This window comes from Actinomadura meyerae, assembly GCF_900188445.1.
Lineage (GTDB): Bacteria > Actinomycetota > Actinomycetes > Streptosporangiales > Streptosporangiaceae > Spirillospora > Spirillospora meyerae.
Window position 1 is genome coordinate 263,433 of sequence record NZ_FZOR01000005.1, and the last position, 23,131, is coordinate 286,563.

The 23,131-nt window shown below is 72.8% G+C and carries 26 protein-coding genes; 8 read left to right on the top strand and 18 right to left on the bottom strand.

The features are described 5' to 3' along the window. Positions 1-7 precede the first annotated feature (7 nt). From CHF16_RS08230 to CHF16_RS08255, 6 genes are all read right to left on the bottom strand, one after another. Positions 8-1,777: an FtsX-like permease family protein gene (locus CHF16_RS08230; RefSeq protein WP_089325309.1), complete on the bottom strand. Its 1,770-nt coding sequence runs from the start codon at positions 1,775-1,777 to the stop codon at positions 8-10. 5 nt (positions 1,778-1,782) lie between these two features. Then, entirely contained in the window at positions 1,783-2,529 is a 747-nt protein-coding gene (locus tag CHF16_RS08235) for an ABC transporter ATP-binding protein (protein ID WP_089325310.1), read from the bottom strand. Further along, positions 2,526-3,059 carry a PadR family transcriptional regulator gene (locus CHF16_RS08240; RefSeq protein WP_089325311.1) on the bottom strand — a complete coding sequence of 178 codons (534 nt, stop codon included), beginning with the start codon at positions 3,057-3,059 and terminating at the stop codon, positions 2,526-2,528. The genes CHF16_RS08235 and CHF16_RS08240 overlap by 4 nt, the downstream gene beginning before the upstream one ends. Before the next feature lie 103 nt (positions 3,060-3,162). After that, positions 3,163-5,088, bottom strand: coding sequence for a WD40 repeat domain-containing serine/threonine protein kinase (locus CHF16_RS08245; protein ID WP_089325312.1), 1,926 nt, complete (start codon positions 5,086-5,088; stop codon positions 3,163-3,165). Between the two features lie 57 nt (positions 5,089-5,145). Beyond that, complete coding sequence (locus CHF16_RS08250; RefSeq protein ID WP_089325313.1) at positions 5,146-5,895, bottom strand: alpha/beta fold hydrolase; 750 nt, start codon at positions 5,893-5,895, stop codon at positions 5,146-5,148. A gap of 3 nt (positions 5,896-5,898) precedes the next feature. Next, a complete protein-coding gene (locus CHF16_RS08255) occupies positions 5,899-6,831 on the bottom strand; it encodes a sigma-70 family RNA polymerase sigma factor (protein WP_089325314.1) in 933 nt (310 codons plus the stop codon). 44 nt (positions 6,832-6,875) lie between these two features. Between CHF16_RS08255 and CHF16_RS08260 the strand changes: the two genes are divergently transcribed. Further along, positions 6,876-7,427 carry a YciI family protein gene (locus CHF16_RS08260; RefSeq protein WP_089325315.1) on the top strand — a complete coding sequence of 184 codons (552 nt, stop codon included), beginning with the start codon at positions 6,876-6,878 and terminating at the stop codon, positions 7,425-7,427. A gap of 19 nt (positions 7,428-7,446) precedes the next feature. Here CHF16_RS08260 and CHF16_RS08265 read toward each other — a convergent pair whose 3' ends face one another. Further along, positions 7,447-8,388, bottom strand: coding sequence for a Rieske (2Fe-2S) protein (locus CHF16_RS08265; RefSeq protein ID WP_218826582.1), 942 nt, complete (start codon positions 8,386-8,388; stop codon positions 7,447-7,449). Between the two features lie 345 nt (positions 8,389-8,733). Between CHF16_RS08265 and CHF16_RS08270 the strand changes: the two genes are divergently transcribed. Next, the gene (locus CHF16_RS08270; protein WP_245868286.1) at positions 8,734-9,405 is read left to right on the top strand and encodes a DNA alkylation repair protein; all 672 of its coding nucleotides are present in this window, start codon (positions 8,734-8,736) and stop codon (positions 9,403-9,405) included. Here CHF16_RS08270 and CHF16_RS08275 read toward each other — a convergent pair. The 4 genes from CHF16_RS08275 to CHF16_RS08285 all read right to left on the bottom strand — a co-directional run bounded on the left by CHF16_RS08275 (position 9,371) and on the right by CHF16_RS08285 (position 13,152). Beyond that, positions 9,371-10,432, bottom strand: coding sequence for a UbiA family prenyltransferase (locus CHF16_RS08275; RefSeq protein WP_089325316.1), 1,062 nt, complete (start codon positions 10,430-10,432; stop codon positions 9,371-9,373). The two genes, CHF16_RS08270 and CHF16_RS08275, sit on opposite strands and share 35 nt — an antisense overlap. After that, on the bottom strand, positions 10,429-10,581 hold the full coding sequence (locus tag CHF16_RS40145) for a hypothetical protein (protein ID WP_179271436.1): 153 nt from the start codon (positions 10,579-10,581) through the stop codon (positions 10,429-10,431). Before CHF16_RS40145 ends, CHF16_RS08275 begins: the two co-directional genes overlap by 4 nt. Positions 10,582-10,732: 151 nt before the next feature. Continuing rightward, positions 10,733-11,782, bottom strand: coding sequence for an LLM class flavin-dependent oxidoreductase (locus CHF16_RS08280; protein WP_089325317.1), 1,050 nt, complete (start codon positions 11,780-11,782; stop codon positions 10,733-10,735). Positions 11,783-11,874: 92 nt separating this feature from the next. After that, positions 11,875-13,152 (bottom strand): MFS transporter, encoded by a 1,278-nt coding sequence (locus CHF16_RS08285; RefSeq protein WP_089325318.1) that lies wholly within the window; start codon positions 13,150-13,152, stop codon positions 11,875-11,877. A 122-nt stretch (positions 13,153-13,274) separates the two neighbouring features. Here CHF16_RS08285 and CHF16_RS08290 point away from each other — a divergent pair, with 122 nt between their 5' ends. Continuing rightward, positions 13,275-14,261 carry a LysR family transcriptional regulator gene (locus CHF16_RS08290; protein ID WP_089325319.1) on the top strand — a complete coding sequence of 329 codons (987 nt, stop codon included), beginning with the start codon at positions 13,275-13,277 and terminating at the stop codon, positions 14,259-14,261. Here the strand turns inward: CHF16_RS08290 and CHF16_RS08295 are convergent. The 3 genes from CHF16_RS08295 to CHF16_RS08305 form a co-directional block, all read right to left on the bottom strand. Beyond that, entirely contained in the window at positions 14,230-14,655 is a 426-nt protein-coding gene (locus CHF16_RS08295) for a DUF7144 family membrane protein (RefSeq protein WP_089325320.1), read from the bottom strand. The two genes, CHF16_RS08290 and CHF16_RS08295, sit on opposite strands and share 32 nt — an antisense overlap. A gap of 151 nt (positions 14,656-14,806) precedes the next feature. Further along, positions 14,807-15,370, bottom strand: coding sequence for a hypothetical protein (locus tag CHF16_RS08300; RefSeq protein WP_089325321.1), 564 nt, complete (start codon positions 15,368-15,370; stop codon positions 14,807-14,809). 102 nt (positions 15,371-15,472) lie between these two features. Next, positions 15,473-16,321 (bottom strand): SDR family NAD(P)-dependent oxidoreductase, encoded by an 849-nt coding sequence (locus CHF16_RS08305; RefSeq protein WP_089325322.1) that lies wholly within the window; start codon positions 16,319-16,321, stop codon positions 15,473-15,475. Between the two features lie 83 nt (positions 16,322-16,404). Between CHF16_RS08305 and CHF16_RS08310 the strand changes: the two genes are divergently transcribed. From CHF16_RS08310 to CHF16_RS08325, 4 genes are all read left to right on the top strand, one after another. Beyond that, positions 16,405-17,007, top strand: coding sequence for a TetR/AcrR family transcriptional regulator (locus tag CHF16_RS08310; RefSeq protein ID WP_089325323.1), 603 nt, complete (start codon positions 16,405-16,407; stop codon positions 17,005-17,007). Positions 17,008-17,182: 175 nt separating this feature from the next. Continuing rightward, positions 17,183-17,683 (top strand): pyridoxamine 5'-phosphate oxidase family protein, encoded by a 501-nt coding sequence (locus CHF16_RS08315; protein ID WP_089325324.1) that lies wholly within the window; start codon positions 17,183-17,185, stop codon positions 17,681-17,683. A 54-nt stretch (positions 17,684-17,737) separates the two neighbouring features. Beyond that, on the top strand, positions 17,738-18,148 hold the full coding sequence (locus CHF16_RS08320; protein ID WP_089325325.1) for a hypothetical protein: 411 nt from the start codon (positions 17,738-17,740) through the stop codon (positions 18,146-18,148). Positions 18,149-18,357: 209 nt separating this feature from the next. Further along, positions 18,358-18,879 (top strand): peptidase inhibitor family I36 protein, encoded by a 522-nt coding sequence (locus tag CHF16_RS08325; protein WP_179271437.1) that lies wholly within the window; start codon positions 18,358-18,360, stop codon positions 18,877-18,879. Between the two features lie 79 nt (positions 18,880-18,958). On the opposite strand, the gene CHF16_RS08330 is transcribed toward CHF16_RS08325, so the two are convergent. Next, the gene (locus CHF16_RS08330; protein ID WP_089325327.1) at positions 18,959-20,293 is read right to left on the bottom strand and encodes an APC family permease; all 1,335 of its coding nucleotides are present in this window, start codon (positions 20,291-20,293) and stop codon (positions 18,959-18,961) included. A 99-nt stretch (positions 20,294-20,392) separates the two neighbouring features. Further along, the gene (locus tag CHF16_RS08335; RefSeq protein ID WP_089325328.1) at positions 20,393-21,376 is read right to left on the bottom strand and encodes a helix-turn-helix transcriptional regulator; all 984 of its coding nucleotides are present in this window, start codon (positions 21,374-21,376) and stop codon (positions 20,393-20,395) included. Between the two features lie 97 nt (positions 21,377-21,473). Between CHF16_RS08335 and CHF16_RS08340 the strand changes: the two genes are divergently transcribed. Next, entirely contained in the window at positions 21,474-21,872 is a 399-nt protein-coding gene (locus CHF16_RS08340) for a VOC family protein (RefSeq protein WP_089325329.1), read from the top strand. 36 nt (positions 21,873-21,908) lie between these two features. On the opposite strand, the gene CHF16_RS08345 is transcribed toward CHF16_RS08340, so the two are convergent. Next, complete coding sequence (locus CHF16_RS08345) at positions 21,909-22,361, bottom strand: HIT family protein (RefSeq protein WP_089325330.1); 453 nt, start codon at positions 22,359-22,361, stop codon at positions 21,909-21,911. A 211-nt stretch (positions 22,362-22,572) separates the two neighbouring features. Continuing rightward, complete coding sequence (locus CHF16_RS08350) at positions 22,573-22,860, bottom strand: hypothetical protein (protein ID WP_143227912.1); 288 nt, start codon at positions 22,858-22,860, stop codon at positions 22,573-22,575. Positions 22,861-23,131: the final 271 nt, after the last annotated feature.

Below are 23,131 nucleotides of genomic sequence, written 5' to 3' on the forward strand. Positions count from 1 at the left end.
CGCCCGGTCAGGGTGCTTCGGTGCTGAGGGTACGGGCGATGGGCCTGCGGGCCGCGACACGGGCCGGGACGGCGGTGAGCGCCGCCGTGACGGGGAGCGCCGCGAGCGCGACGGCGAACAGCTCCCAGGTGGGAGGCACGGGCGTCTCGCCGGTGCTGAAGAGCCAGCACACGAACACGCCGAAGGGGATGCCCGCGAGGGCGCCCGGCAGGGCCGGGAGGAGCTGCGCCGCGGCGAGCCCTGCCGTGACCTGCCCCGGCGTGGCGCCGAGCGTCCGCGCGACGGCCATGGTCGGACGGGCTTCGAGCGCGGTCGTCCAGGTGACGGTGACGGTGTCGACGGCGGCGAGCGCGATCAGCCCGATGGTGACGGCCAGGAGCATGTGGCGTCCCTGCTCGACCCGCACGTTGGCCAGGTCGGTCGAGCCGAGCCCGTAGCTGAAGTCGGGCTGCGCGTAGAGGAACAGCAGGGCGATCATCCCCATCACGGTGACCGCGATGGTGGACGCGTGCAGGACCGCGCGCCCCGGCCGGCGGGCGACCAGCCGCAGCCCGAGCAGCAGCGGAGTGGGCAGCCGTGCCGACACGCGGGTCAGCCGGGACCGCCGCACCGGCCGCCGGGCGGTGTCGGACAGCGCGGCGACGGTCGGGGTGCGCAGCGCCCGCAGGGTCGGGCCGAGGGTGGTGAGGGCGGCCATGGCGAGCGCGACGACCGTCGTGAAGAAGGCGGTGTCGGCGGACGGGCCGGCGGACGCGCTGAGCAGGCTCGCGGTGGGGTTCGCCGCCGCCGGCACGGCCAGCCGCGCGATCCCCAGCCCGAGCGCGTCGGCGGCCAGCGCGACGGCCAGGTACTCGGCGAACAGGACGGCGGCGATGAGGCCGGGCGCCGCGCCGACGGCCTTGAGCAGCCCGACGCGGCGGGTCTGCTCGGCGGCGCGTCCCGCGGCGAGCGTCGCCACGCCGGCGACGGCCAGGAAGCTGAGCAGCCAGCTTCCGATGACCAGGATGGGCTGGCTGTCCCGCAGGACCCGCGCGTCGTGCGCGGCCATGAACTGCCAGGTGAAGGGACGCACGGCGGGGTCGTGGTGGGCGGCCATGAACTCTTCGGTGGCGGCGGGGTCGCGCAGCTTCAGGTAGATGAGCGAGGTCACCTCCAGGCGCTCGGCCGCCGCCAGCGCGCGGGCCTCTCCGGCGCCCATCCACACCAGGCCGCTGTAGTCGACCGGGCCGTCGCCCGGCCCGATCAGCTGCGCCCCCGGGTAGACGGTGCTCGCCGCGGTCACGGCCGTCCCGACGACGGGCAGCGAGCGGCCGGCGACGGTGACGCGGTCCCCGGCGCGGACGCCCAGCGCGGCGGCGAAGCCCCGCTCGACCACGACGCCGCCGGGCCGCACCCAGGTACCGGAGGTCACCAGCGGGCGGTCGACCGGGCCGGGCGACGCGGGGGCGCCCAGCACCACGGCGCGCGACCTGAGGCCGTGCGCCGCCAGCGTCGTGTAGTACTGGCGGTGCGGGCCGCTGTGGGCGACGACCTGCGGATCGTCCAGCAGCCCGGTCAAGGGGGACGGGTCGGCTCCGGGGGTGAGCGCCACCATGTCCGGCCCGGCCGTGGCCTCGCGCGTCTGCCGGTAGAGCGAGTCGGTCGCGCCGTGCAGCGACAGGCCCAGCGCCAGCGTGGCGGTGGCCGCGGTGATCGCGACGAGGAGCATCGCGGCCGGACCGGGATGCCTGCGCAGGTCGGCCAGGACGAGGCGGAGCACCAGCAGGACGCTGCCCATGGCGGTCAGCCGTCCAGCCCGGCGAGGCCGTCCAGCCCGGCGAGACCGCCGGGCCCCCGGGCGCCCGCGAGGCGGGTGTCGTCCACGAACATGCCGTCGCGCATCGAGACCAGCCGGTCGGCGGTGGCCGCGACGCGCTCGTCATGCGTGACCATCACGACGGTCTGCCCGGCGGCGCGCAGGCCGTCGAACAGCCGCAGCACGTCGCGGGTGGCGGCGCTGTCGAGGTTCCCGGTCGGCTCGTCGGCCAGCAGGACGAGCGGCTCGTTCGCCAGGGCGCGGGCGATCGCGACCCGCTGCCGCTGCCCGCCGGACAGCTCCCCCGGCAGGTGCCGGGCGCGGCCGGCGAGCCCGACCCGCTCCAGCAGCAGGGCCGCGCGGCGGCGCGCCGCGCGCGGCGAACTTCCCGCGAGCAGCGCGGGCAGCTCCACGTTCTCCGCCGCCGACAGCTCCTCCACCAGGTGGAACGCCTGGAAGACGAAGCCGACGGCCCGGCGCCGCATCCGGGCCAGGCCCCGCTCGCTCAGGGTGTCGATGCGCCGGCCGTCCAGCCGGACCTCCCCGCCGGTGGGCCGCTCCAGGCCGCCGAGCAGGTGCAGCAGCGTCGACTTCCCGCAGCCGCTCGGGCCCGTCACCGCGAGGACCTGCCCCGCCGGGACGTCCAGGTCGACTCCGTCGACCGCCCGGACCAGGCCGTGCCCCTGGCCGTGCTCCTTGCGCAGGTCCCGGACCTGCAGCGCGAACTCGCTCATGCGTCCTCGGATCCGTTCCCGGCCCGCGACCACTGCCGCTCGCAGGCCACCAGCCAGCGCAGGTCCGCCTGGAGCCGCAGCGCGACACCCTCCAGCAGCAGCCCGGCGGTCGAGCCCTCCGGCTCGGCCAGCGCCGCCCGCTGCACCTCGGCGAGCCGCCGCAGCAGTTCGCGGCGCTGCGCGTCCACCAGCTCCACGGGGTCGGCGAGGCGCGCGGCCGCCGCGGCGGCGAGCTTGAGGTGGAACTCCGCCAGGTTCGGCTTCGGCCAGTTCACCTCGGACAGCCACGCCGCCACCCGCTGTTGCCCGGCCGGGGTCAGGGCGTAGACCTTGCGGTCCGGGCGGTCCGGCAACCCTTCGGTGACCTCGCTGACGACCAGCTCGGCCTTCTCCAGCCGGGCCAGCGTCACGTAGACCTGGCCCGCGTTCATCGACTCGCCCAGCGGCCCGAGGGCACGCCGCAGGCGCGCGCGCAGGCCGTATCCGTGCGACGGCTCCTTCGCCAGCAACGCCAGCACCGCGTCCTGCATCCGCCACCCCCTAACCGCTAGGCAATAGATAGCGGTTAGCCATAACGCTCGTCAAACGGCGACGAGGTGACGGCGGGTGCGCGAGTCGGGAGCGGGCGTCCGCTCAGGAGGGGGCGTGCTGAAGGGCGGTGGCCACGTCCCAGAGGCGGACGGCGCTTCCGAGCCCGGCCGTGGCGAGGGTCTTGCCGTCCGGGCTGAACGTCACCGCGTCGACCGAGCCCGGATGGCCGGTGAGGCGACCCACGGGCTTGCGGGTGGTGACGTCCCAGAGCCGCACCGTCCTGTCCATGCTCCCGCTCGCGAGGAGCTTGCCGTCCGGGCTGAACGCGACCGCGGCGACCCCGCTCGTATGGCCGGTGAGGGGACGGCCGCGCTGCGTGCGGGTGGCCGAGTCCCACATCCGTAGAGCGTTGTCGCCGGTCAGGCCGGCCGTGGCGAAGGTCTTGCCGTCGGGGCTGAACGCCAGCCCGCCGACCGCGCCGGTGTCGTCCTTGAGCCGCCGGTAGCGGACGGGCCGGACGGTCAGGTCCCAGCAGTGCACCTCGTCGCCGGCGGCCGCGGCCGCGGTGACCAGAGTCTCGCCGTCCGGGCTGAACACCACCGAGCCGACGACGCCGCTGTGCACGAGAGAGTCATCCATGGGTCTGCGGGTGCGGGCGTCCCACAGCACCACATAGTTGCCGCCGCCGGTGGCGAACATCCTGCCGTCCTGGCTGAACGCCACGGCACCGACGATGTCGGTGTGCTCGGTGAGGGGCTTGCCGACGGGAGCGCGCGTCGCCACGTCCCACATCCGCACCGTCGAGTCCTCGCCGCCGGTGACCAGGATCTTGCCGTCCGGGCTGAACGCGAGCGAGTAGGCGCCCTGCGTGTGGCCGGTGAGCGGCTGCCCGAGGGGTGCGCGCGTGGCGACGTCCCAGAGCCGCACCGTCTTGTCCTGGCTCGCGGTGGCCAGGGTCTTGCCGTCCGGACTGAACACCACCGCGTTCACCGCGGCCGTATGCCCCGTGAGGGCATGCCCGGAGTAGGCGGCGACAGAGGCGGTGGGCTTCTGCGTCGGTTTCTCGGATCTGTCGTCGCGGGTGAGGAGGTACCCCACCGGGACGGCCAGGATGGCGGCGGCGGTGCCCGCGGCCGCCAGGAGGGTGCGGCGCGAGAACTCGGGAAGCGGCGGAGCGACGACCGGATCAGCTACGTCCGGGGTGGGCGGCGCGGTGTCCAGCGCGGCGAGTGCTTCGGCGACGGCCTTGGCGGTCGGACGTTCCCGGGGGTCGAGGCGCAGCATGTCGTGCAGCAGCGGCGCCAGCCGCCGGGCCCGCCGCAATGGCGCATACCTGCCCTGGGAGACGGCCAGGAGCAGCGCCGCGACGCTCGTTCCGGTGAACGCGGGACGGCCTTCGACGGCCGCGTACAGGGTGGCGCCGAGCGACCAGATGTCGGACGCGGCCGTGGCCTCGCGGTCGTGGACCTGCTCGGGCGACAGGTAAGCCGGGGTGCCGACCAGGGCGCCGGTGGCGGTCAGGGTGGTCTCGCCCGCGACGGCCGCGATCCCGAAGTCGGTGAGCACCGCCCGCCGGCCCTCCAGCAGGATGTTGCCGGGCTTGATGTCGCGATGCACGATCCCCGCCTCATGGGCGACGGCGACCGCCTGGGCGATCTGCGCGCCGACGCGGGCGGCCTCCGCCTCGTCCAGCGGGCCGTCCACCGCGATGGCGTCGGCGAGCGAGCGGCCCCGGACCAGCTCCATGACGATCCAGGGCAGCCCCTCGCCGTCATGGAACTGGTCATGGACGGTGATGACGCCGGGGTGGTGGAGTCTCCCGACCGACCGCGCCTCCCGCTCCATGCGCGCGACCAGTTGCTCGCGCACACCGGCCTCCAGGTTCAGCGGCAGCTTGAGCTGCTTCAGCGCGACGTCCCGGCGCATCCGCTCGTCGTGCGCGCGCCAGACGGCGCCCATGCCGCCCTCACCCAGCACCTCGACCAAGCGGTACCGGTCGAGGACGACATCCCCCGCTTCGCGCGCCACAGCGGCACACTAACGGCAGGGCACCGCGCCGGGGTACCGTCCGCCGAACAACCGCGATCAGGGCACCACCGCGCGGGCTATCGGCATGAAGGTCGGCGCCGCGTCCGCGGTCAGGAACTCCTGGACGAGGGCGCGCACCTTGCCGGGATGCTCCATCAGCAGCAGGTGGCTGGCGTTCGGGAGGACGGCCAGTTCGGCGTTGGGGAAGGCCCGGTAGAGCGCCACCGTGTGGTCGAGGGTGACCAGGTCGTCGTCGCCCGCCAGGACGAGCGTCCGGCAGGTCACGGCGCGCAGCTCGGACGGATCGAGCGGCGGCTCGGTCGCGGCGGCGTCGGCGATCTTGCGGAGGACGACCGGGAAGTGGTCGCGCCCGTCCGGCGACACCTCCGCGTAGGCGTCCACGAGAGGGGCGGGCGGTTCCCCGTCCGCGGACGGCTTGTAGATCATCCCGTCCAGGTCGTAGGCCGTGCTGATCAGTACGAGCCGCTCGACCAGGTCGGGGCGGCGCATGGCGACCATGAGCGCGACCGTCCCGCCGGCGCTGTAGCCGACGAGCCGGGACGGCCCGCCGACGGTCCGCTCCAGGAAGGCGACGGTGTCCCGCACCATCAGGTCCATCGTGATCGGGCCGGGCGCGTCGGGCGTGCGGCCGTGGCCGCGCCGGTCGGGCAGGTAGAGCCGGAACGCGCCGGCCAGGCCGTCGAGGTTGCCGGTGAAGCAGCGCCCGTCGGTCAGGCCGCCGTGCAGGAGCACCACCGGGTCGCCCGCGCCGCGCTCGTCATGCCACATGTCAATGATGTCGTTCATGCCTCATATACGGGACGGCGTCTCTGGAGTCATCGGCAGGCCGAACATCGGGAACAGGGACGGGTCCAGGAAGGTCGTCATCCCGGCGAGCAGGCCGTCCCGGGCGTCGTGGACGATCAGGCCGAAGGCCCGCCCGTCGCGGTACTGCGCGAAGGCCGGGGAGCCGTTCGCCGCCGTCCGGACGAGCCGGTCGCCCGCGCACGCGCCGCCCGCGCCCACCAGCGCCGCCCGGATCGCGTCCCGGCCGCGGAGCCACCAGGCGAACGGCGGCATCGACATGGTGGCGTCCTCGTGCAGCAGCGAGACCAGGCCGTCGACGTCGTAGGAGGTGAACGCCTCGACGTACCGTTCGAGGAGAGCTTCGTCGACGCCGCCGCCGGGCGCGCGGCGCTCGGACATGGTGGCGCGTGCCCGCTGCAGGGCGCTGTTGACCGCGGCCGCTGTGGTGCCGAGCAGCCCGGCCACCTCGTCCGCCGACCAGCACAGCACCTCGCGCAGGATGAGCACCGCCCGCTGCCGCGGCGGCAGGGCTTGCAGTGCGGCGACGAACGCCAGCCGGATCGTCTCGCGGGCGGCGGCGAGCTCGGCGGGGTCGCCCTCCCCGGGCAGGACGAGCCGGTCGGGGACGGGCTGCACGAACGCACCGGGCCCGAGCGGCGCGCCGAGGGACACGCCGGGCGCCGCCGCCGGGCCGAGGTCCATGGCCTGCGCGCGCCGCTGGACGCTGCGCGCCATGTCGAGGCAGACGTTCGCGGCGATCCGGTGCAGCCAGGTGCGCAGGCCCGCCCTGCGCTCGTCGAAGCGGTCGGCGTTCTTCCACGCGCGCAGGAACGTCTCCTGGACGGCGTCCTCCGCCTCGGCGGCACTGGCGAGCATGCGGTAGCAGAACCCGGTCAGCTCCACCCGGTGCTCTTCCAGCCGCTGCTCGAAGGCCATCCGGCCACCTTAGGCCGCCCTCCGGCGGGCGGGATACTGGCGCGATGGAATTCTTCGTCTACCACCGGGACCGGCCGGGCTCCCTGCCGCTGCGCATGGAACTGCTGGAGGACCACTGGTCCTACATGGACGGGTACGCGACGGAGATGATCGCCCGGGGCCCCACCCTCGCGGACGACGGCGACACGCCCACCGGCAGCGTCCACATCGTCGACCTGCCCGGCCCCGCCGAGGCCCGCGCGTTCGCGTTCGGCGAGCCCGGCTGGCAGGCCGGCGCGTACCGGGACGTGCTGGTGCGCCGGTGGCGGAACCTGCTGGGCCGCACCATGTGGGACTTCCCCGGCGGGCGCGAGGGCGGTGACCGCTTCCTGGTGCTCGGACTCGGCTCCGGGCCGGGCGCCGACCTCGCCGTCCCGCCCGGACGGGACGGCGACCTGGTCGCCTACGGGCCGCTGCTGTCCGACGACGGCACCGCCTGGCTCGGGACGGCGGCGCTCGTCCGCGCCGAGGACGAGGACGCGGCGCGCACCGTCCTCACCCCGGAGGCGTATGCCGCCGTCGACGTCCACCCCTGGGAGTTCGGCGGGCGCCGCTGACGGACGCCGCCGCCGAGCGTCAGAAGGCGGCGGAGTGGGCGGGCTGGCGGCGCCGCCCTGCCTTCGTGCCGTGCTCCTCGGCCGGACCGGCCGGGACGCCCACCGGAGGCATCCGGACCTCGATGCGGCCGTTCTCGATCCGCGTCTCGTAGGAGGGCTGCGGCATGCTGGCGGGGCCGCGCACGATGCCGCCGTCCGAGAACCGGAACGTGCTGCCGTGCCAGGGGCAGGTGACGCAGCCCTGCTCGAACGTCCCCTCGTCGAGCGGGCCGCCCATGTGGCTGCAGACGGAGTCGATGGCGTACACCTTGCCGTCCATGCGGTGGAGCAGGATCTCCACACCGCCCACCTCCGCCGTGCGGTGCTGGCCCTCGGCCAGCTCGTGCTCGCCGAGCACCGGCGTCCACTCCTCCGGGCCGTGCTCCCACGCGTGGCGGTTGACGTTGACGCCCTGCGCGAACGACAGGTGGCCGCCGAGGTAGGCGCCGACCGACATCATGCCCAGCCCGGCGTACCCGAGCGCCTTGCCCGCGCGGCGGTCGCCCTTCATGCGCATGACGAGCGACGCGATGTACAGCGAGAGCGCCACGCTGTTGCTGAGGGCGTGCACGAAGCCGACGCGCCGCTCCTCGCCGAGCGTGTCGCTCCAGTCGTTCAGCCCGCTGAGCGCGGTGGGCACCGACGCGGCGATGCCCGTCCCGACGAGCAGGTCCGCGGACGGTTCGGCGTCGCAGCCGCCGACGGCGTCCAGCAGCCCGGCCATGGTCCACGCGCCGATCGGCACGTCGCTGAGGGTGGGATGGAGCGGATGACCGAGGTTCGTCCCGCTGAGCGTGTTGCGGACGGGACGCGGCCGCACCGCCTTCTGGACCAGCTTGGCCACCGGTTTCGCGGCCCCGTCGAGCGATTTCGCCCGCTCCAGCCGGTGCACCATCTTCTGCGGCATCCTCATCACGATCATCCCGGCCTCCCCAAGGCACGACTGACGCTGCTCCTGCTAGTCGCCTCTCTATCCCAGGGGAATGCCGCAAAACGTCCGCTCGTGACCGGTCGGCCCGGTCCCGGGGCCGGGTGGTCACCTTCGAGGCGTCCGGCTCGTCATCCGGGTGATGACGTCGACGAGAGGTTGCATGACGTGATCCGCCGTACCGTTCGTCTCCCCCCTCCGGCGTCGCCCTCGCCGCGGGGCTGCTCGCCGCCGTCCTCGTCCCGCGCCGCCCGGCCCCGGCCCCGGATCCCGAGGCGGGCGTCCCCGCGCCGGAAACCGTCGTACGCTGAATCCGCCGGTGACGGACGGGAGGCTGCGGTGACGGAGACGACCGTGGGCGAGGTGATGGCCGAACTCGCCGAGCTCGACGACCCGAAGATCCGCGCGGTGAACGAGAAGCACGGCGACGACCACGGCGTGAACCTCGGCAAGCTCCGCGCGATCGCGAAGCGGCTGAAGACGCGGCAGGATCTCGCGGGCGGGCTGTGGGAGACGGGCGACTCCGCGGCGCGGCTGCTGGCGCTGCTGATCTGCCGCCCGAAGGCGTTCGAGCGCGACCGGCTGGACGCCATGCTGCGCGAGGCCCGCACCCCCAAGGTGCACGACTGGCTCGTGAACTACGTGGTGAAGAAGAGCCCGCACGCCGAGGACCTGCGCCTCGCCTGGTTCGCCGACCCGGACCCCGCGGTCGCGAGCGCGGGCTGGGCGCTGACCACCGAGCGCGTGGCGAAGAAGCCGGCCGGGCTCGACCTGTCCGGGCTGCTCGACATCATCGAGGCGCGGATGAAGGACGCCCCGGAGCGGCTCCAGTGGGCGATGAACCACTGCCTGGCGCAGATCGGGATCGACCACCCCGAGCACCGCGCCCGCGCGATCGGCATCGGGGAGCGGCTCGAGGTCCTGAAGGACTACCCGACTCCCCCGGGCTGCACGTCCCCGTTCGCCCCCATCTGGATCAACGAGATCGTGCGCCGGCGTCAGGACGCGTAGGCGGCGCCGGAGGGGTCGCACGCTCGCTCGCTCCGGCCCTGTCGAAGGGGTACCGGGTGGACGTGATGACCGGGCCCCGGCGGGCCATGACGACGGCCAGGTAGAGCATGCCCGCGGTGAGGGTGCCCATCACTCCCGCATAGGACCACGCACTCCAGTGGGCATCGCTGACGCCCAGGTGGACGAGGAGGACGAGGACGATGCCGCGTCCGACGATGGCGAGCGCGGCGATGAGGTGGTCGTCGCGGTGCGGGCCCCGTCCGGTCGAGAGGGCGCGCAGGAGCAGCAGCGCGGCGGCGAGGAGCGCGGCGTTCGCGACGACCAGGGGGACGGCCGGGTCGCGGACGGACGCGACCAGCAGGACCGTCCCGGCAGTCCAGCAGAAGGCGCTGAACACGCAGGTCCAGCGGCGGCCGTGCCGGACCAGGAAGGTGCGCTTGCCGAACATCTCGTCGCCGCGGACATCGCGGAAGTCCTTGAGCAGGATCCGGCCGATGAACCCGACATAGAGCCCCGCGAGCAGCAGCAGGTCGCCCTTCCGCAGCGTTTCCCGCACCGCGAACATCCCGGTCAGGTAAGGGACGGCGACGTAGCAGGCGGGCAGCACGAGGGGAGCCACCACGCCGCGGGCGGACAGCCGTGCGGGTCTCAGCGAATAGGCGGCGCTGATCGCCAGCCCGGCCGCGGCGGCCACGATGGCCGGCCAGTGCAGGGTGAGGCTCGCCGCCAGTGACAGGACGGCGGCGGTGGCAGCGGCCACGACCATGTCGCGGCGGTACGCGGTGCCGGTCACCAGCGGACGTCCCCGATCGCCGGGCAGGTTCACCCTGTCGATGAGCACGTCGGCGAGGTCATTGCAGGCCACCGAGAACACCAGGAACCCGAAGACCACGACGAGCGCCCGCAGCAGGTGGACGCGGTCTTCGCCGTGCCCGGCCTGGGCCAGTCCGGTGGCGGTGAACATCGCCAGCAGCACGATGACGGGCGGGCGCGCCAACCGGACCATCAGGAGCAGCCGCCGGATCATTTGTTGCTCCCGAAACTGGCCATGCCCAGGACGAAGAAGGCGAGGACGCCGACGAAGGCGAGCCCGCCGATGATCAAGCAGACCGCGGCGACGGTCGCCAGCACCGTCACCAGCAGGCGGCCCAGGTCGTACCCGGATTGTCGGCCCATGGGCAGATCATGAGCCCGTCCGGTGGGCGGCACATGAGGGGAGGTACTCAGCGCGCATGAGTACCCGTACTCAGATTCCGGGCGCCGCGGAGGGCGGCCTGTGCGGGCCGTCCGAGGGACGCGGACGGCCCGCACGGGCCAGGGGTCCGGCCTACTTGAAGGCGGGCATCAGGTGCTCGTGGATGAGGCGGAGCTGCCCGTCGACGCCGGGGACGCCGGTGAGGTCGCGGCCGGTGAAGGTCTTCACCAGGCCGGGGTCGGTGATCGCGCAGATCATGTGGTTGACGCCGGTCGGCGCGATGTCGCTCTCGATCTTGGCGCGGACCTCGTCCGGGGTGCCCGCCAGCGACAGCCGCTCGGTGATCTCGGGCGTGGTCAGCTCGATGGCCTTGGCGAGGTCGCCCGCGCCGATGGCCTCGATGACCGGGGCCATGTCGGCCGGGTCGACGCCGTTGCGCTCCAGCTGCTCGGCCGGCATCGCGGACGCGTAGAGGCCGACCATGCTGCGGGCCGCCTCCTTGGCCGCGGCCGAGTCGGGGCCGACGGCGAACACGACCCAGGCGCCGATGTCGAGCGTCCGCCAGTCCTTGCCCGCGCGCTCGGCGCCGGCCTTGACGTGCTCGACGGCGTACTCGTACGCCTCGCGGGAGTAGCTGAGCGCGTGGTGGACGCCGTCGGACAGCTCACCGGCCGCCTCGAACGACTTCGGCCCGCGCATCGCGCCGATCTTGACGGGCAGCCGCTCCTGGACGGGCCGGGCGAAGGTGAACAGGCCGTCGTAGGAGTAGAACTCGCCGTCGCGGGTGATGGTGCCCTCGTCCAGCAGGGTCCGGACGACGGCGACGGCCTCCTTGACCCGGGTGAGCGGCTTGGTCCTCGCCCAGTCGATCTTGTACTGGGCGAGGACGCCGAAGTTGCCGCTGCCGAGGACGACCTCGGCGCGGCCGCCGGTGAGCTCGTCCAGCGTGGCGGCGGCCTGGGCGATCAGGGACGGCTCGCGCAGCGTCACCGCGGACACCGACGGGCCGAGGCGGATCTGCGAGGTGCTCGCCGCGGCGGCGGCGAACAGCAGCCACAGGTCCTTGTGCCACGGCTCGTCGGCCGCGTACACGGCGTGGAACCCGAGCTCGTCGGCGAGCTTGATCGAGGCCAGCGACTCCGTCACGGGGTAGTCGGGGAGCATGGCGTAGCTGAACTTCACGGGGGATGTCTCCTTGCCGTGCGCACCCTCGCGCACGAGTGGGGGATAGCAAGATCGTAGGTACTGGACCGTGGCGATGGGGTCACTATCCGCTACTTTCTTCTGATTTGTTCGGTGTCTCGGGGTGGCCGGGCGCCCGTCCCGGACGTCGTCCCAGGTCGGGTGTCCATGTGCGCCCGCGCCGGGAGCAGGAGCGGGGTGGCGAGCAGGAGGACCCCGGCGATCGCGATGGCGGCGAGGGGCCCGGTGAGCGACGCGACCGCGCCCCACAGCACCATGAAGGACGCCTGGGAGAGCTTGCTGCTGACGCTCCACGCCCCGAGGACCTGGGCGACCCGCCCGGCTCGCGCGCGCTCCAGGCGCTCGGTCGCGGCGATGGGATTGAAGACCCCCATGCTGACGATGATCAAAGTCTCGACGACGATGACCGTGATGAGGCCGGGGACGCCGGGGCCGGTCAGCGCGAGCCCGAGCGGGAAGACCGAGCGCAGCCACCCGGAAACGAGCATGACGCGGTACCGCCCGCGGCGGGCGGCCAGGTGCGCGGAGAGGCGGGCGCCGGCGAGTCCGCCGAGCGCCGGGACGCCGAACGCGAGCCCGTACTGCCAGGCGGGGAGGCCGTACTCGCCGAGCAGGAGGACCGCGAGGATCGGCCCGGTGGCCATGATCAGGCCGTTGACCGCCATCGCGTTGAGGAACAGGCGCCGCAGGACGGGCTCGCCGAACAGGGACCGCCAGCCGTTCAGCAGATCGGCGGCGCGCGGCCGGGCGTCCGCACCGTGCGGGGCCGCCGCCGGCTCCTCGTCCCGGATGCGCAGGACGCCCAGCGCGGACAGCAGGTAGCTGAAGGCGTCGGCGGTGACGGTGACGACCGGGCCGAGCACGCCGATGAGGGCCCCGCCGAGCGGCGGGCCGACCGCCGTCGCCACCCAGTTCGTCCCCTCGAACCGCCCGTTCGCGACGAGGAGCAGCCGCGGCTCGACGAGCTGCTTCAGGTACGCGCCGGACGCGGCGGTGAACGCGATGCCCGCCGTCCCGCAGAGCACCGAGACGGCCAGCAGCTGGCCGTACGAGAGCAGGCCGAGGAGGTACGCGATCGGGATGCTCGCCATGGCGGCGAAGCGGACCACGTCCATCGCCACCATCACGGGACGTTTCGCCCGGTGCTCGATCCACGGCCCGAGCGGCACCGCGACGACCGCCGCGACGGCGAGCCCGGCGCCTTCCAGGAGCGAGACGGCGAACGCGGACGCGTCCAGCACCTGGACGGCGATGAGCGGGAACGCCCCGAACGCGATCCATGTGCCGTACGTGCTGACGGCATAGGCCGACCACAGCCACCCGAAGCCGGGCCCCAATCTCGCGCGCACAGGACTCCCAGTGGCAACCGAACGTCTGGACGCCGGAAGCACACCAGCGGCGCGGACCCGCGATCAAACAACGACCTTTCCCCGAGCCACAACCAGCGGTTGTGCGCCCCTAGGGTGACCCCGTGGACACCAAGGCGTTGCGCTCGTTCGTCCGGGCGGCCGAGCTCGGGCAGTTGCAGCACGCGGCCGACGAGCTGGGCGTGACGCAGCAGGCGGTCTCCAAGCGGATCGCCGCGCTGGAGCGGGCGCTGGGCGTCCGGCTGTTCACCCGCACCGCACGAGGCGTCGAGCTGACGCTGGACGGCCAGGCGTTCCTGCCCCACGCGCGGAGCGTCGTCGCGGGCGTCGAGCGCGCGATCGCCGCCGTCCGGCCGGGCTCACGCGCCCTCCGCGTCGACGTCCTCGGCCTGCGGAGCGCGCAGGCGGCCGTCCTGCACGACTACTGGCGGTCGCGTCCCGGTACCGACCTCGATGTGGTCGTCCTCCGGGTGAACGACCCGCGCGTGGCGGTCGCCGCCGTCGAGGCGGGCGATGTCGACGCGTCGTTCCGCACCGTCACCGACCCGGCGGCGCTGCCGCCCGGCGTGCGCATGATCCGCGCGTTCGACTTCCCGCTGGAGCTGCTGGTCGGCCCGCGGCATCCGCTCGCCGGGGCACGCCGGCTGACGCCGCGGCAGTTGCGCGGGCACCGGATCTGGGTTCCGGGCATCGCGCCCTGGAGCGAATGGGCGGAGTTCTACGACCAGCTCGCCACCGAGTTCGACCTTCGCGTCGACGCGGCGGGCCCGCACTTCGGGGACGAGGTGCTCCTGGACACCCTCGCCGACTCGGCGGACGCGGCCACCCTGGTCGGGTCGCGCGACCGGTATATCTGGCCCGCCACGCACGACCTGCGCCGGATCCCCATCGTGGATCCGGCGCTGGCGTATCCGCTGTCGCTGCTTCTCCCCAGCACGAACCCTCATCCGGGGCTGCGCGGGCTCATCGCCCATTTGAGGAACCAGCCCGCGCTTCCCGAACCGGCCTGGCTCCCGTCCTGGGCGGCGACCACTGGGGACGCCGACCGGGCGAGCGACGCTACCCGCGTGCGCGGGCGGGCGGGGCGGTGAGGGCGTAGATCAGCAGGACGCTCATCGCGATGGTCAGCACCGACCAGAGCGGGAACGCCCGCAGGAACGCCAGGTGCCCGATCGCGACCAGGACGGCGAACAGCACGCCGGTCGCCCGCGCCCACGTCCGTCCGGCGAGGATCCCCGCGCCGACGGCCAGCTGGACGGCGCCGACGACGAGCCAGAACCAGCCCCAGGCGGTGTAGTCGAACACCATGATCTGGTTGGCGGTGACGAGGAAGTAGTCGTCGTTGAACAGGCCGACCAGGCCGTCGATGACGTTGAACGCGCCGATCACCATGGCCAGGGTGCCCGCGAACGTCAGCCACCCGGACCGCAGATGCGGGCGCGGCATCATGCTCGGGCCGGTGTCGTGGGCCGTTCTGCTGGTCATAAGACCCTCCTCACCTACCCGGTCGATGTCCGGGTTGTCCGTGGATGCCCCAGAAGGTCCCCGTTGCACGGTCAACCGCAACCAGAGATCAAACTTTTTGGAACGCACGAGACGAAAACGTGGCCCGCACTTGCCGGACGCGCCGCCCCTCTCAGAGGGCGCCGCGGAGCGGGTCGGCGGCGAGTTCCCAGAGCCTCCTGGCCACCGGGTGCCGGAGGCCCGGATCGATGGCCTGCGCGAGCGCGGCGAGCTGAGCGGGGGGCAGCAGAGCACCGCCGCGGGCCGGGTCGCGCAGCCACATCCTGGCGGGCGCGTGCCCGCCCACCTGGACGACCAGGCGGGGCAGGACGCCGCCGCGCCAGTTCGTCCAGACCGGCTGGGCGGTGTCCGCGCTCACGTGGGCGGCGGTGAGGTCGTACCTTCTCCGGCCCCGGATGCCCCTCCGGACGAGCACCCTGCCGTCGAGCCAGTACGCGGTGCGGTAGTGCTGCACCAGCAGCAGGCCGATGAACCCGTCGAGCAGCAGGAACGGCAGCAGCACCAGGACGGCGAGCGCCTTCTCCTCCGACGAGAGGAGCATCCAGCCGACCGCCGCCATCACCACGCTCAGCAGGGCGACCACCGGGACGAGGCATCCCAGCCAGAGGCCCCACATGGCCGCCGGAAGGCCGACGTCCAGCCGGATCGGCGGGGGCGCGCCGTGCCGCTCGACCACTGCCCGCCTCCTTGATCGGCCGCCCGTTGCGGAGGAGCATACTTCGCCACGTCACGGACGAACCGGCGGCTCCCAGAAGGAGACTTTCGCAGCCCGGATCGATCAGGGCGCCGACCGCTCGGGAGCCTTACCGGGCCCGGGAGCCTTGCCTGGCCCGGGAGCCTTGCCGGGCCCGGGGCCGAACGGCGCCATCCCGGCGAGGTTGCCGCCGTCGATCGGCAGGGTCGCGCCGGTGACGAACGACGCCGCGTCCGAGCACAGCCACACGGCGGCGGCCGCGACCTCGTCGGGGCGTCCGATGCGCCGCATCGGCATCGCCCGCCCGGCCATCGCCCGCGCCTGCTCCCCGGCGCGCTCCAACTGCTCGGTGTGGATCGGGCCCGGGGCCAGCGCGTTGATCCGCACCCCGGCCTCGGCGTAGTCCAGCGCCGCCGACCGGGTCAGCCCGATCAGGCCGAACTTGCTCGACACGTAACCCGCCAGCCCGCCGACCGCCTGAAGGCCCGCCGTGGACGCCATGTTCACGATCGCACCGCCGCCGGTGTCGAGCATGGCCGGGATCTGATGCTTCATGCACAGGAAGACCCCGCGCAGGTTGACGGTCAGCGCGGTGTCGAAGTCGGCGACGGCGACATCGGCCAGCGGCGTGGGCGGGTGGCCGCCCCCGGCCGCGTTGTTGACCGCCGCGTCCAGCCGTCCGAACTCCCCGACCGCGCGCTGGACGAGCCGTTCGACCGCGTCGGGGTCCGTCACGTCGGTGGGGACCGCCAGCGCGCGGCCGCCGCCGGCGCCGATCTCCGCCGCGAGCCGCGACAGCGCGGCACCGTCCCGGGCGGCGAGGACGACGGCCGCCCCCGCCTCGTGCAGCGCGCGGGCGGTGGCCGCGCCGATGCCGCGGCTCGCGCCGGTGACGATGGCGACCCGGCCGCTCAGGGGACGCTCACTGCTCATGACCTGCTCCTTCTCATCGGATACGGGGACTGCTAGAGTTCTTTGGACAGACTGTAAATCCAATATCTGGAGCGGTCAAGGACATGAGCCCTCGCGAGTACCGGTCCGACAAGCGCCGGGCCGCCGCCGAGGAGACGCGGCGGCGCATCCTGGACGCCGCCCGCGCCCTGCTGGCGGGCGACGCGACGCCCCGGCTGTCGGTGGACGCGGTCGCCAAGGCGGCCGACGTGTCCCGGCAGAGCGTCTACAACGCCTTCGGGTCCAAGTCAGGGCTGCTGGAGGCACTGTTCGACGCGCTCGCCGAGCAGGCCGGCATGGGCCTGGCGGACGCCTTCACCGCCTCCGCCGACACCGAGGCCCTCGCCGCGTTCGCCGGGACGTTCTGCCGTTTCTGGGCGAGCGACCGGACGGTCCTGCGCAGGCTCCGCGGCATGGCCCTCCTCGACCACGACCTGGAGCGCCTGCTGCGGAACCGCGACGAGATGCGCCGCACCGCCCTCATCGAACTGCTCGGCCGGTTCGCCGGAACCCCCGGCGACGCCACGATCGACGTGATCTGGCAACTCACGTCGTTCGAAACCTACGACGCACTCGCCACCCGCGACCAGACCCGCACCACCGAGGACATCGCGCGCATCATCGGGACCGCCGCCACCGCCGTCTACCAGGCAGAAGCTCCCACGTGAGGCCCGGCCGCAGTCCCCGGTCGCCGTCCCCGAGCTCGGAGGACTGCTCGGTCTGCGCGCTCTCGTGAACTGATCCCGCGACCGATGTCGAGAACCTGGCGTCGGCTCCGTCCCAGGGGTACGAGCGGCCATGACCGGCCGCGCGCCGTCCACTGAACGACACGGAGGAACCACCATGGGACCGAACGAGATCGCCGAGATCCTGAACCGGCCGCTCAGCCGGGAGCTGCTGGACCGCGACCTGGCCCGGCTGGCCTACGTCGCCACGGACGGCACCCCGCGCGCCGTCCCGATCGCCTTCGCCTGGAACGGCGCGGAGATCGTGATGTGCACGTCGACGAACGCCCCGAAGCTCCGGTCCCTGCGCGAGAACCCGATGGTCGCGCTGACGATCGACACCGAGGTGCACCCGCCGAAGATCCTCCTCGTCCGCGGCCGCGCCGAGCTGGACCACGTCGACGGCATCCCGGACGAGTACCTCCAGGCGAACACCACCTACGAGATGACGCCCGAGCAGCGCGTCGAGTGGGAGGCGGAGGTGCGCTCGCTCTACAGCGACGGCATGGTCCGGATCGTCGTGACCCCGACCTGGGCCAAGCTGATCGACTTCGAGACGACCCTGCCGAGCGCGGTCGAGGAACTGGTCCAGCGGCGGGCGGAGCGCGAGCACGCCTGAACGCACCGCGCGTCCTCACCCGGGCGGACGCTCCGGCACGAGTAGTGTCCCGCCATGGCGAAGGTGGACGAACTGCTGCGATACATCGACGATCCGGACGATGACAGCACCCTGGCCTACCAGGTCGTGGACGAGATCGCGGCGAGCGGCGACACGTCCCTGCTGCCCCGGCTGACCGCCGAACTCCGGCGCTTCCTCGATACCGGCGACTTCTACGGCCGGGACGTCATCGCGGACACGCTGGCGGGCCTCGGCGGGATCGACGTCCTGCCGCTGCTGATCGAGGCGTCCGCCCGGGACCTCGGGGATGATCAGGACACGCTCCAGTCCACCGTGCTCGAACTGATGGGGACGGACAAGCGGCGCGCCGGCGCCATCCTCGATGAACTGGAGGCCGAGGGCCGCCCCGACCTCCGGCATCGAGTCGCACAAGCCCGCGAATTGCTCGACTCGGGCGTTATTTAGCGGAAGATAATCCATATCGACGGCCGACGGCATCTCACCCCCCCTCAATCAACACTCACTAGATCATTCATCCCGAATTCAGTGCACGCAGACTAAACCATTGTGCACTTGCACATAACGACAGAATCCATAACCGGCTGCATCCTCTTCAGCAGAGGAAGACGGACGACCGCCTTCCCATCGCTTCCGCATCTCGGAAAGGAAAGATGATGCGCCATCGGTCCACGTCGAAAACCCGTACCCGACGAGTCACCGCCATCCTCGGGACGGCCGCGGTGGTGCTGGGAGGGTCGTTACTCGCCGGCGCTCCCGCCGCCACCGCCGCACCCCCGCAGCCGGGCAAGGCGGACACCTCGGGCGTCGTCAAGCGCGTCGGCGGCGCGACCGCGGTGCGCCTGGCGAGCCCCGCGGACTGCCAGAACTACCACGTCTGCCTCTGGACCGGTACCGGCTACACCGGCTGGTGGGTCGCCTTCGGCGGCAACTACGCCGTGTGCGAGGGCTGGCGCTTCGAGGGAACGGTGTGGCAGGACAACGTCGGTTCGATCTGGAACCGCGCCTCCGGCCCGATCAGCGTCTGGAACCGGTACGCCGACGGCTCCTACAACTACTCCAAGCTCGGCTGGCTGCCCAGCAACTACAGCTACAGCAACGTGTTCAGCCGCGTGATGGACGCGTGGGTCTACGACCCCAACAACAACTGCACCAGCCTGAACCTGCACGCGCTCTGACCGGCCTTTCCCGGGACGGCCGACAAGACCGACGGCCGTCCCGGGACCGAGCATTCCGCTTAACTCCGAGCCGTCCCGTCTACGCAGCGGGCGGTTGCACCGGGCCGCGGTGGCGCCGGATCAGCAAACGTCCCACAAGGCCGATGCCGAACATGCCCACGCCGGCCACGATCGACGGCCAGGGCAGGGTGGCGACCAGGGTGAGGCACCCGGCGACGCCGAGCACGTTGAGCGCGCGCGGCCAGCGGCGGTCGGACGCCGGCTGGGTGAACGCCGCCGCGTTGGCGATGGCGTAGTAGACCAGGACGCCGAAGGACGAGAAGCCGATCGCTCCGCGCAGGTCGACGGTGGCCACCAGGACGCTGACCACGACCGCCAGGGCGGTCTCCGCGCGGTGCGGCACCCGGTAGCGGGGGTGGACGGCGGCGAACCGGCCCGGCAGGTCGCGGTGGCGGGCCATGGCCAGGCTGGTGCGTCCTATCCCGGCGATCAGTGCGAGCAGCGCGCCGAGGGCCGCCACCGCGCCGCCCGCCCGCACCACCGGCGCCAGGCCGCCGGCGCCCGCGGCGTCGAGGGCGGTGGCCAGCGGCGCGGTCGCGGACGCGAGCCGCTGCGGTCCGGCGGCCAGCAGCGCCGCGACCCCGACGACCAGGTAGACCGCCACGGTGATGAGCAGCGCGAGCGGGATCGCCCGGGGAATGGTGCGACGCGGGTCGCGGACCTCCTCCCCCATGGTGGCGATGCGGGCATATCCGGCGAAGGCGAAGAACAGCAGGCCGGCGGCCTGGAGGATGCCGTAGGCACCGCCGGTCCCCAGCGACGACCAGCCGCCCAGGCGCCCGGTACCGGCGTGACCGGACGCCGCGATGCCCGCGACCACGACCGCCAGCGCGATCAGGCTGATGACGCCGAGCACGCGGGCGAGCAGCGCCGTCTTGGTCACCCCGCGGTAGTTGAGCGCGGTCAGGCCGAGCACGGCCGCGACCCCGGCGGCGCGTTGCGCCCACCCGGGGCCCGGTACCGCGTAGGCGGCGAAGGTGAGCGCCATGGCGGCGCAGGAGGCGGTCTTCCCGACCACGAACCCCCACCCCGCGGTGAATCCCCACCAGTCGCCGAGGCGTTCGCGGCCGTAGACGTAGGTCCCGCCGGAGGTCGGATAGGCCGCCGCGAGCTGCGCGGAGGCGACCGCGTTGCAGTAGGCGATCACCGCGGCGAGCACCAGCCCGACCAGGAGCCCCGTCCCTGCGGCGCGCGCGGCCGGACCGAACGCGGCGAACACCCCCGCCCCGATCATCGAGCCGAGCCCGATCATCACCGCGTCCCCGGTGCCCAGCCGGCGCGCCAGCTCACCGCCGCCCGGTGGCGTGGACGCCGTCCCGGAGGCCCCGGGCTCAGGGTGCGGTTCGGGCGGCATCGGCGACCTTCCGTCGCATTCCATCAAAACGGTTTGATCTATCGTCCCGAGTGCGGTGCCACCGAGTCAAGCAACCCGAGCCGCAGCACACGAAACGCTTCAGTCGGGGGGCGGACGGCGGGCTCCTTCGGCCAACCGGTCGGCGAGGCCGCCGACGAGGACGCGAAGTTCGTCCGGACGCTCGATGGCGAAGGGCCGGTCGAGCGAGGCGAGCAGCGCGGGCAGCCAGTCGAGCCGTTCGACCCGCATCTCGACGCGATGCCAGCGCTCGGCCGCGGGGTCGTCGGCCCCGTCCAAGACCGCGATGGACGCGGGGAAGCGCGCGCGGATCTGCTCGACCGTCCCGTGGATGCGCAAGGTCACCTCGTACCGGTAGGACGCGGTGGCGAACCCGGACAGGACGCGTTCCGCCGGGTCCGGCCCGGCGGGCTCCTCGAAGGTGCCGGGCAGGGTGCGGGCGTCGGTGATCCGGTCGAGGCGGAAGGTGCGGTTCTCGCCGACCCCGGTGTCCTCGCCCGTCACGTACCAGCGGCCCGAATGGCTGACGATCCCGTACGGGTGCAGGGTGCGGTCGGCGCGGCGTCCCTCCCGGTCGCGGTACCGGAACGAGACGGGACGGCGGTGGCGCACGGCGTCGGCGAGCGTGAGCAGCGTCCCGGTGTCCGGCGCGGCGGCCCCGCCGGACGGCCCGGTGAACGCGAGCGACTCCTGGACCGCGTCCAGCCGGCGGGCGAGGGCCGGGGGCAGTACCCGCCGGATCTTCGCCGCCGCCGTCTCGCTCGCGGTCCCCGCCGCGGTGCCGAGACCCGCGCGCCGTCCGGCGGCCAGGCCGAGCAGCACGGCGAGCGCCTCGTCGTCGTTGAGCATCAGCGGCGGCAGCCGGTGCCCGCGGGCGAGGCGGTACCCGCCGTAGCGGCCGCGCACCGCCTCGACGGGAACGCCGAGGTCGAGCAGCTGGTCGACGTACCGCCGGACGGTCCGCCCCTCGACGCCGAGCCGGTCGGCGAGCTCGGCGATCGTCCGCGTGCCGCCGGACTGGAGCAGTTCGAGGAGGGTGAGGACGCGGCCGGTGGGTCGGGACATGCCGGCGAGCCTATGACGAATAGTGGACCGATTCTGTCCACTATCCCGCCTAACGTGCGAAGCACCAAGGCACACCGCGACTCCAGGAGGAACCGCCATGGACTTCGTTTCGATCCGCGTCATCACCGAGGACGTCGCCCGCCTCGTCGGGTTCTACGAGAAGGTCACCGGCGTGCGGGCGGACTGGGCCACCGAGGACTTCGCCGAGATCCGCACCCGCCACGCGACCCTCGCGATCGCGAGCACCCGCACCGTCCCGCTGTTCGCGCCGGGCTCGTCCCGTCCCGCCGACAACCACAGCGTGATCATCGAGTTCCTCGTCGACGACGTGGACCGCGTCCACGCGAACCTGACCGGCCACATCGGCGAGTTCGTCACCGAGCCGACCACGATGCCGTGGGGCAACCGGGCGCTGCTGTTCCGCGACCCGGACGGCAACCTCGTCAACTTCTTCACCCCGGTCACCCCGGAGGCCATCGCCAAGTTCGGCCGCTGACCGGGCCCTGACGCCTGCGGCATCGAACCACCCCGCTCAAGTCCCGCGCTCATCCTCACCGGCCGGCATGTCGCCATCGCCGCCCGAAGCCAGGACGGCGCCGAGCACCGCACCGGGATCTACGGCAAGGCGGTGGCGGGACCGTTCAGCCGGCCACGTGGAAAAGCCATCGCCCTGCCATCGGGGAACGACATGCAGGTGCATGTGCGGGACGGACTGTTCCGAGCCCGGTCCACTCGCGTGGAGGAGATTGACTCCTCCCGCTCCCAAGGCCGTGCGCATCGCCGTGGCCAGGCGCTGGACCATCGCCATGGTCTCGGCGAGCAGGCCGGACGGCATGGCGAAGATGTCGTCGTAATGGGCTGTCGGAATGACCAGCATGTGCCCGGGAGCCAGCGGGTCCAGCGGCGCCAGGACGGCGACCGTCCGGCTGCGGAGAACCCACTGCGAAGTGTCCGACTGAAGCAGGTCACAGAAGACGCAATCCATGACGCCCGACTCTGCCGGAACGCGCTACGCCACAGGCGATCCGGGCGCCGAAGATCCTGGCTTACAGTTTTTCGGCCGCCGAGCGGCACAGTGGGCACGATTACGGCTGCGCCTGGGACAGTGCCGCGATGAACGGCTCTCGGACGCGCGGGTCGCAATGCGCGCGTTCCGGAACGGCCTTCTCCCTGGCCGCATCGTGCCGACCGAGTGATCATCGCCGGGGCCGCAGCCCAGCGGCATATCTGACCGGCCGTCCCATGGCGCGCTCGGCGCGGTACACGCGGTGGACGAGGCGGGGAGTCGACTCGGGCCAGCGCTCACCGACCATCTCGAAGAGCAGAGCATCCTTGGTCGAACAAGTCCCGACCCAGTCGGTGAGGACACCGGCGGCCGTGCGCTCGCGCGGCCGGCCGTACCGGATGGCCTGGACGCCCGCGACGACGTCTCCCAGACCGGCATCGGCGGGCAGCCCCGCACGCTCCAGAAACCGCTCGAACAACGGCACTTTCCTTACCCGCCCAGGCCGGTTCGGCCGCTGACGGCCTCGACCTGCGCCTTCCCGGAGTGTGTATCGCGAGCGTATCGAAAAACGCATACGCCACCGCAACACGCGTCCGTCTTCAGTGGGACCTCGACCACATCAACCTTCGGTTCGTCGATCAGGAAAGAGACCGTGAGCCCATTCCAACCTGAGTGTGCAGGTCACAGGTTCGTCGTGGGTGACGGAAGTGGGCTGCGAATGAGTGAAGCTCCTGCTAGATGAGGTTGTC